This is a genomic window from Micromonospora sp. RTBAU3-60, assembly GCF_054963695.1.
On sequence record NZ_JBUEGB010000141.1, the window covers coordinates 1 to 6,901 of the forward strand.

Consider the following 6,901-nt stretch of genomic DNA (forward strand, 5'->3'; position numbering starts at 1 on the left):
GACCTGACCGCTCTCCTCGTCCACCCCTGATCGGAGCAAAGCGCGGGCGCAAGCGGTACGGGAAGCCTCGCCCTCAGCCAGCGGCAGCTTTCCGGTCACCGACTCATCGCCCCGCCATCGATCCAGGAGAACCCGCGATCACGACCGGCCCACCTCACCGGAATCTCCCCCGAACCAGCCCAAAGGCGAAGCGCCACGGTCCACACGGCTAACCTATGGTCACCGACGATTCCTAATCAAGTTGGTCAGCCTGGTCTGACCGGAGACGCGCGTTGGGATGCGCTGCTTGCGGCGCTCGCGGAGCACCTGCTCGCACAAGAGGATCTTGCGCCGCCCGCGTGGGTCGAGGCACGGGTGCTGCGCCGGGCCTGGTTCCCGGCCGAACTGGCCATCCACTGCGCCGACGCCTTGGCCTGGGCGCCGGCCGCGTTCCGGAAACACGGCGTCTACCTCTCCGTTCACGACCTGGCCGCGGCGTGACCGGGGCGGACGGCGTCCTGATGGGGCGCGCAGAGCTCGAGCGCGCGTACACCCGCCTGGGCGAGAGCCTCGTCCGCCGTGGGGTCGTCGCTGACATCTCGTGGTGGTGCCGCGATGGCGCTGGCCTACGACGCGAAACGGGTGACCAGGGACGTCGATGCGATGTTCGTCCCGCACGGCGTCGTCCTCGACGAGGCGCGTGCGGTGGCCGACGAACTGGGACTGCCCCCATGGTGGCTCAACGAGCAAGCCAGCGTCTATGTCTCCGGCAAGGATGACCCGGGTAGACGGCGCGTCTTCGACCATCCCGGGCTACGCGTCATGGCGGCCTCGCCGGAGCACATCTTCGCGATGAAGGCACTCGCGGCGCGGGCCCGCGATGTGGACGATCTTCGCACCTTGGCGGCGCTGGCCAAGGTCGCGACAGTGGACGACGCCGTACGCCTGTGCGGCGGACTTCTATCCCGACGAGGTGATCTCGCCGCGGGCCATGGCGGTTATCCGCGAGCTCTTCGAATGAGCCGGTGGCAGCGGCCCCCGGCAATCGGCGATGCGCGGTTGTCTGGGCATGAGTTGCAGTTCGCCCCTGCGACTCTTGCGGCCTGGCCCTCCCTCGATCGGGACCTGAACGCCGCGCGTAACCTCGCCGCGCTCGCGCGTGAGGTCACCACCGCCGGGAGTGGCCCGGTGGCAGGACGTGGAGCCGACCATAAGACCCGCCCCGGCGGACAAGAACGAATTGACTGTGAGGTGGACCCAAGGGGTCAGGGCGACAAGGTTGTATGTCCGGTAGGACGATGTACCTTGTCGCCCTAGCCACTTTACCTCCAAGGCGCGAGGCTAGTCGCTTATATGACTGCTTGCGCTATTGCTTGATCACCACGCCGGTCGCTGCGCCTATCCTTAAGGCGCTCTATTTGCAGGTGATGGTGGCGTCTGAGGCGATGCACTCCTCGCCATTCTTGAAGATCGAGGCGCGCCACGTGCCCGAGCTGCAGGGCGCTGACGACGCGCCGCTGCCATTAACCTTGAAGTCTCTGGGCCCGCAACCACCAGGCCCCAAAAATCTTCTTCGAGAAGCCAACGCCGTACGTCGCATTGGTGAGAGACCCAAAACGCGACCAGCGGTGATAGGCGAGCTCTGTTAGTTATAGTGGGCGAACTCTGTATAGTCGTTCCAGATCCAGCCTTTAACGCCAGTGCAGCAGTCCGAGTGCCACCACACGTTTCCGTAACTGTTCACGCAACGCTTGTCGACACGGAAAAGCGTTTTGTACTTCCACGTAGCTATCACAGGGGATGACCCGTAATAGCTGCTGTGCACCGGAGCGCTGCCGACGATGACTCGCCGAATATGCGGCGTCCAAGCCGCGCATGAGGTCGTGGCTTCGACGTCCATCGGTTCGACGTCCATCTCGTTCGCCGTTGCGCTCGGAATGGGTTCGACCGCCGCAGATGCCGGTACGGCGACAGGAAGGATGCCGGCAAACGCGAGTGCGAATGCTCCACCCGCCGCTGCGAGTCGCTTCGCCGTTACTTTCCTCATGAATTTCTCCATATCTGTAGATGTTCTAAGTTGAACGTATAGGTATCGCAGTGTCTGCGAAGTCCGCCCTTGGTAACAGATCGATAAACATGTCTTGGCAAGGGGTTTTGTTGGTAGGTCCATGTGAATGGATCTAAGAGGTCGCGCAGATAGGTGGTTTTCATGGTCGGCAGGTGGGGCGGGTGTCCCATCGGTACAAGGTCCAGGCCTGCCGGATGAGGCTACGTACGGTGATGATGGTGTCGGCGAGGTCGAAGTAGGCGTGGACGACTGTCTCCTTGCGTTCGTAGCAGCGTTGAAGGCGGTTGAAGGCGTTGTGCCAGGCGTTCGTGCGCTCGACATGCCAGCGTTTGGTGGCCTGGACGGGGGCCTTGACTCCTTTGCGGGCGATCTCGCCGATCATGCCGCGTCCGGCGAGGAGGTCGCGGGTCACGGCGGAGTCATAGCCGGCGTCGAGATGGATGGTGACGTCCTCGGGTTGCGGGCCGAGGACGTCGAGGTGTTCCAGAGTGGGTTTGAGCAGCGGCGAGTCGTGGCGGTTGGCGCCGGCCAGGACGCGTCCGAGGGGGATGCCGCGGGCCTCGACCATCACTGAGCGTTTCATGCCCTGCTTGTCGCGGTCGACCGGTGATCGCCCGGCGAGTCTGGTAGAGTGAGTCTACGTAGAAGAAGACTACGTAGACTGGGATTACCTCATGGCGGGAATCTTCGTCGGCCGAACGACCGAACTTGCCTTGTTGCAGAAGCGGCTGGACCGGCTCCAAACAGGGAGGGCCGGACTGGCGGTCACCATCCGGGGCCGGCGCCAGGTCGGGAAATCGCGCCTCGTCCAGGAGTTCTGCAACCGCGCCGAAGTGCCCTACCTCTTCTATACCGCAACCAAGGGTGCGTCCTCCACCGAGGCGATCTCCACCTTCCTGGCCGAGTTGCGTGACTCACCGCTGCCGACGAACCCGGACTTGGTGCCGATATCCGCCGGAGGTTGGCCAGACGCCTTCCGGTCGCTGGCCTCTGTCCTCCCGGACGTCCCGTCCGTCGTCGTTATCGACGAGGTTCCATGGCTTGCCGAGCAGGATGCGCTCTTCGACGGCGCGTTGCAGACGGCTTGGGACCGGCTGCTGTCCACCAAGCCCGTCCTCCTTCTGCTCCTAGGCAGCGACGTCCACATGATGGAGCGGCTGACCGCATACGATCGACCGTTCTTCGGCCGGGCCGACGCGCTCATGCTCGGGCCGCTGAACCCGGCGGAGACGGCGCGCGCGCTGGATCTCAGTGGGGCAGATGCAATTGATGCGCATCTGATCTGCGGAGGCCTCCCGGGGATCGTTCGGGCCTGGCCACCGGCCAAGCCGCCGCTGGCCTTCCTCGAAGAGGAGTGCGCCGATCCGGCCTCGGTCGTCTTCAGCATCCCGGAAGCGGCGCTGCTGGCCGAGTTCCCCGCGCCGGACCAAGCACGCCGCGTCCTTGAGGCAATCGGCGGCGGCGATCGAGCCTATGCCAACATCGCCTCGACGGCAGGCGGGACCCAATCTCCGCTCGCGTCCGGTCTGCTCTCACCTCTCCTGCGCCGACTGGTGGAGGAAAAGAGGGTGCTGGCCGTCGACGAGCCGCTGTCCACGAAGCCGAGCAGACCAGCGTTGTATCGAGTCGCCGACAGCAACTTACGCCTGTACCTGGCGATTCTCCGTGGCGCGCAGGAGCAGGCCCGCCGAGGCCGCCCGGAGGCAGCATTCAAACTCGTCCAGCGGCGCTGGAAGGGATGGCGCGGCCGCGCCGTCGAACCGCTTATCCGAGAGTCCCTGGAACTCGCCGCGACCGCCGGAAGCCTGCCCTGGCCAGACGTGCAGGCCGTTGGGGGTTGGTGGAACCGCCAGTTCAACCCGGAGATCGACATCATTGGCGCGGACCGGGCACCAGTGGCTCAGACCGTCTACTTCGCGGGTTCCGTCAAATGGCTCAGCAGTCCCTTCGACGCGCGCGACCTTGCCGAACTGGCGGCGGGCGCGGCACAGGTGCCCGGCTTCGACCACGGCCGTTGCGGGCTCGTGATCGTCTCGCTCAGCGGCGTGTCGCCACAGGTCGACTCGACGAAAGCGGATGTGGTGTGGGGTCCTTCGGAGATCTTGTCGGCCTGGCGGGGGTAACCGCACTGCCGCCTACGCGATCTGATCCGGGTTGAGCCGCTCACGAGCGATGCGGGTTCTCGTGCGAGTGGGCCAGATACGGTGCGCCGGTCCTGCAGCCGTTCCGGGCGGCCTGCCCATGCCGGCGTCGATGCCGGCCGTGATCAAGGCTCGCCAGGCGGCTGGCTGGATCGTCACCGACCCTGACAACCTCCCACCCGAACATCGTGACCAGCTGCAGCGGCTGCTTGCGCGCAGCCCGGCCCTGGCCGCCGTCGCCGCCCACGTCCGCGAGTTCGACAAGATGATGAAGAATCTCACCGGCCAAGACCTCGGGCAGTGGATCACGAGCATGCTGGCCGATGACCTGCCCAGCCTGCACTCGTTCGTCGCCGGGCTGCAACGCGACCTTGATGCGGTGACTGCGGGGCTGACGCTGCCGTGGAACTCCGGGCCGGTGGAGGGCCACGTGAACCGCATCAAGATGATCAAGCGCCAAATGTGCGGTCGTGCCGGCTTCGACCTGCTGGCGCAAGCGCGAGCTGCACGCACAGTGATTCCATCGTGGTGTGACGGCTCGTCGTCAGGCGCCGTCGCTAGGGTGGTGGCATGGCGCGCAGACACCGCAACGACCCTCGGCCCGGAGACGAAGACTTCGTGCCGATCACCGACGCCGAACGGCGCGCCCATGCCGACGCGCTGTCGCGCTCCCACATCGGCCACGACTGCGCCGAGCAGGCCGCCAGCCTGTGCCAAGCCGGCGAGTACTACGCCATCCTCGGCGAACACGCACTGGCCGAGCAGATGTTCCGCGACGCGCTCGACATCGAAGACGCCGAACCCGGCACCGCCCAGGCCGCCTACGCCTCGTTCCTGCTTGACCGGCACCGCCACAACGAGGCCATGGCCATGATCACCGAAGCGCGCAGACTCTGCCCACAAGACCCCGACGTGTTCAGCGTCATCGGCGAAGCCCTGGCCGAACACGGCTACCCGCAGCAGGCCGCCCGCTGGTTCACCGCCGGCCTCGTCACCCACCTCGGACACCTCACCGACCTCGACATCGACGACCTGCGCTATGACTTCGATACCGGACTACTGGCCCGGGGACGCTACCAGGCACGCCAAGCCCTCGGACTCCCGCAAGATCACATCGACACCCTGGTGCACGAACTACAACAGGCCAACCCCGCCACAGCCGACGCTCATTAACGCTGGCGGTGTGCGCGTCTCGTCGCAGACGCGGTGAAGATGGTGCGGAGCAACGCCGGTGAAGCCGACGAGGACCGGCACGACTACGGCTACGAGTACGACCCGAACGGAAACCCGGCACTGATCACCGACACCTCGCCCGCCGCGGGGGTGGACAGGTACGAAGTCGAATACACCGGTTTGAATCAGGTGGCTGCCGTCATCGAGTCGAACGCCGGTGCCGTCAGGAACACCACCAGTTTCACCTATGACGAAAACGGGTCACCAGTCACCACCCAGCACGACAAGCAATACTCGACGTACCGGTACGACCCGCGCGGACTGCTGTCGGAGGTCGCCGTCGGTACTTCGGCGACCGACCCCGACCGCAAGACCACGTCATACACCTACACCGACCGGGGTGAGCGGCTCGACGAGCTGAAGGGGAATGGCAACAAGGTCAGCCACGCCTACTACCTCGACGGCCTGCCCAAGTCCCAGGTCGAGAAGAAGCCCAACGGCGACGTGGTTGCCGAGCACTCTATGTTCTACGACCTGAACGGCAACCGCACGAAGGACGTCAACAAGAAGATGCGCGCGGACGACCACTCCGCGTACATCCTCAACACCACGGAGAACACCTACGACCCGTGCGACCGGATCGTGTCGGTGACCAAGACGGGGGACACTCCGTCCACCGAGTCCTACATCCACGACGCGAACAGCAACGTCATCAGCCAGACCATCAAGGGGGCGACGACGACCTTCAACTACGACCGGAACCGGCTGCTCACCAGCAGTGGGGGCGGGGCGACGGCGTCGTACAACTACGACCCGTTCGGTCGTCTGGACTCGGTGACGTCTGGGGACGTAGTGATCGAGCGAAATGTCTACGACGGCTTCGACCACATATCGAAAACCGTAAGATGACGGGCATCGGCACGTCGATCACCAGGTACTCCAGGGGGAGCCGAGCCGACAAGGCGTCGCCCGCGGAACCCGCGAAAGATCAAGAAACTCAGACACGCGCTCATAGCGGCAACCCGGGGTACCTACCGGGGCGAGTTCCAGCGTCACTCTTGTAAACGGGCTCGCAGGTGCCAAGCTCTGTCGACGTCGGCGGGCGACGCATCGAGTTTCACAAACCCGCGGGCGCCCCGCCAGGGGCATCCTCCTCTTGTAAGCGAGATGCCGCCGGTACGATTCCGACCGGGCTCCAACATCGTCTGCCGAGCTTACAACAGCCGGCCGTCGAGCGCTCGGCGGCGTCGAGGTGATGCCTGCTGTCACCCGGACGAGGGAGAGGGAGTGTCAAGTTAACTTGGCCCTGTCTCACATTCGGTGGTGACGAAGGGTGGCGAGGCGTCGCTGACTCCCATGTGGAGGATTTCAACGAGCTTGTACAGGCGGTGTTCTCGGGGCTGTCCCCGCTGATCGTCGAGGACGTGGTCGACGAGGGTGAGCGGATCGTGGTGGGGGCCCGGACGCCGCAGGACACCGGGGTCTGCCCGATGTGCGGGGCCTCGTCGGGACGGGTCCACGGCTATCACTGGCGGACGGT

5 protein-coding genes and 3 pseudogenes are annotated in these 6,901 nt (G+C 65.2%); 7 read left to right on the forward strand and 1 reads right to left on the reverse strand.

Going from position 1 to position 6,901, the window contains the following annotated elements; genetic code table 11:
* Window positions 1-354 precede the first annotated feature (354 nt).
* Both ACY34I_RS39895 and ACY34I_RS39900 read left to right on the forward strand, forming a co-directional pair.
* Complete coding sequence (locus tag ACY34I_RS39895; protein WP_462760666.1) at window positions 355-480, forward strand: hypothetical protein; 126 nt, start codon at window positions 355-357, stop codon at window positions 478-480.
* 114 nt (window positions 481-594) lie between these two features.
* The gene (locus ACY34I_RS39900; protein ID WP_462760668.1) at window positions 595-1,296 is read left to right on the forward strand and encodes a hypothetical protein; all 702 of its coding nucleotides are present in this window, start codon (window positions 595-597) and stop codon (window positions 1,294-1,296) included.
* Between the two features lie 890 nt (window positions 1,297-2,186).
* Here the strand turns inward: ACY34I_RS39900 and ACY34I_RS39905 are convergent.
* A pseudogene (locus ACY34I_RS39905) lies at window positions 2,187-2,666 on the reverse strand (transposase); the annotation flags it as partial.
* A 55-nt stretch (window positions 2,667-2,721) separates the two neighbouring features.
* On the opposite strand from ACY34I_RS39905, the gene ACY34I_RS39910 reads away from it, so the two are divergent.
* From ACY34I_RS39910 to ACY34I_RS39930, 5 genes and pseudogenes are all read left to right on the forward strand, one after another.
* Window positions 2,722-4,170, forward strand: coding sequence for an ATP-binding protein (locus ACY34I_RS39910; protein ID WP_462760670.1), 1,449 nt, complete (start codon window positions 2,722-2,724; stop codon window positions 4,168-4,170).
* A gap of 130 nt (window positions 4,171-4,300) precedes the next feature.
* Window positions 4,301-4,609 (forward strand): annotated as a pseudogene (locus tag ACY34I_RS39915) (DesA/ISL3 alpha bundle tail domain-containing protein); the annotation flags it as partial.
* A 149-nt stretch (window positions 4,610-4,758) separates the two neighbouring features.
* The gene (locus ACY34I_RS39920) at window positions 4,759-5,361 is read left to right on the forward strand and encodes a tetratricopeptide repeat protein (RefSeq protein WP_462760674.1); all 603 of its coding nucleotides are present in this window, start codon (window positions 4,759-4,761) and stop codon (window positions 5,359-5,361) included.
* Window positions 5,362-5,394: 33 nt separating this feature from the next.
* On the forward strand, window positions 5,395-6,270 hold the full coding sequence (locus ACY34I_RS39925) for a hypothetical protein (RefSeq protein ID WP_462760672.1): 876 nt from the start codon (window positions 5,395-5,397) through the stop codon (window positions 6,268-6,270).
* Window positions 6,271-6,719: 449 nt separating this feature from the next.
* A pseudogene (locus ACY34I_RS39930) lies at window positions 6,720-6,901 on the forward strand (ISL3 family transposase); the annotation flags it as partial.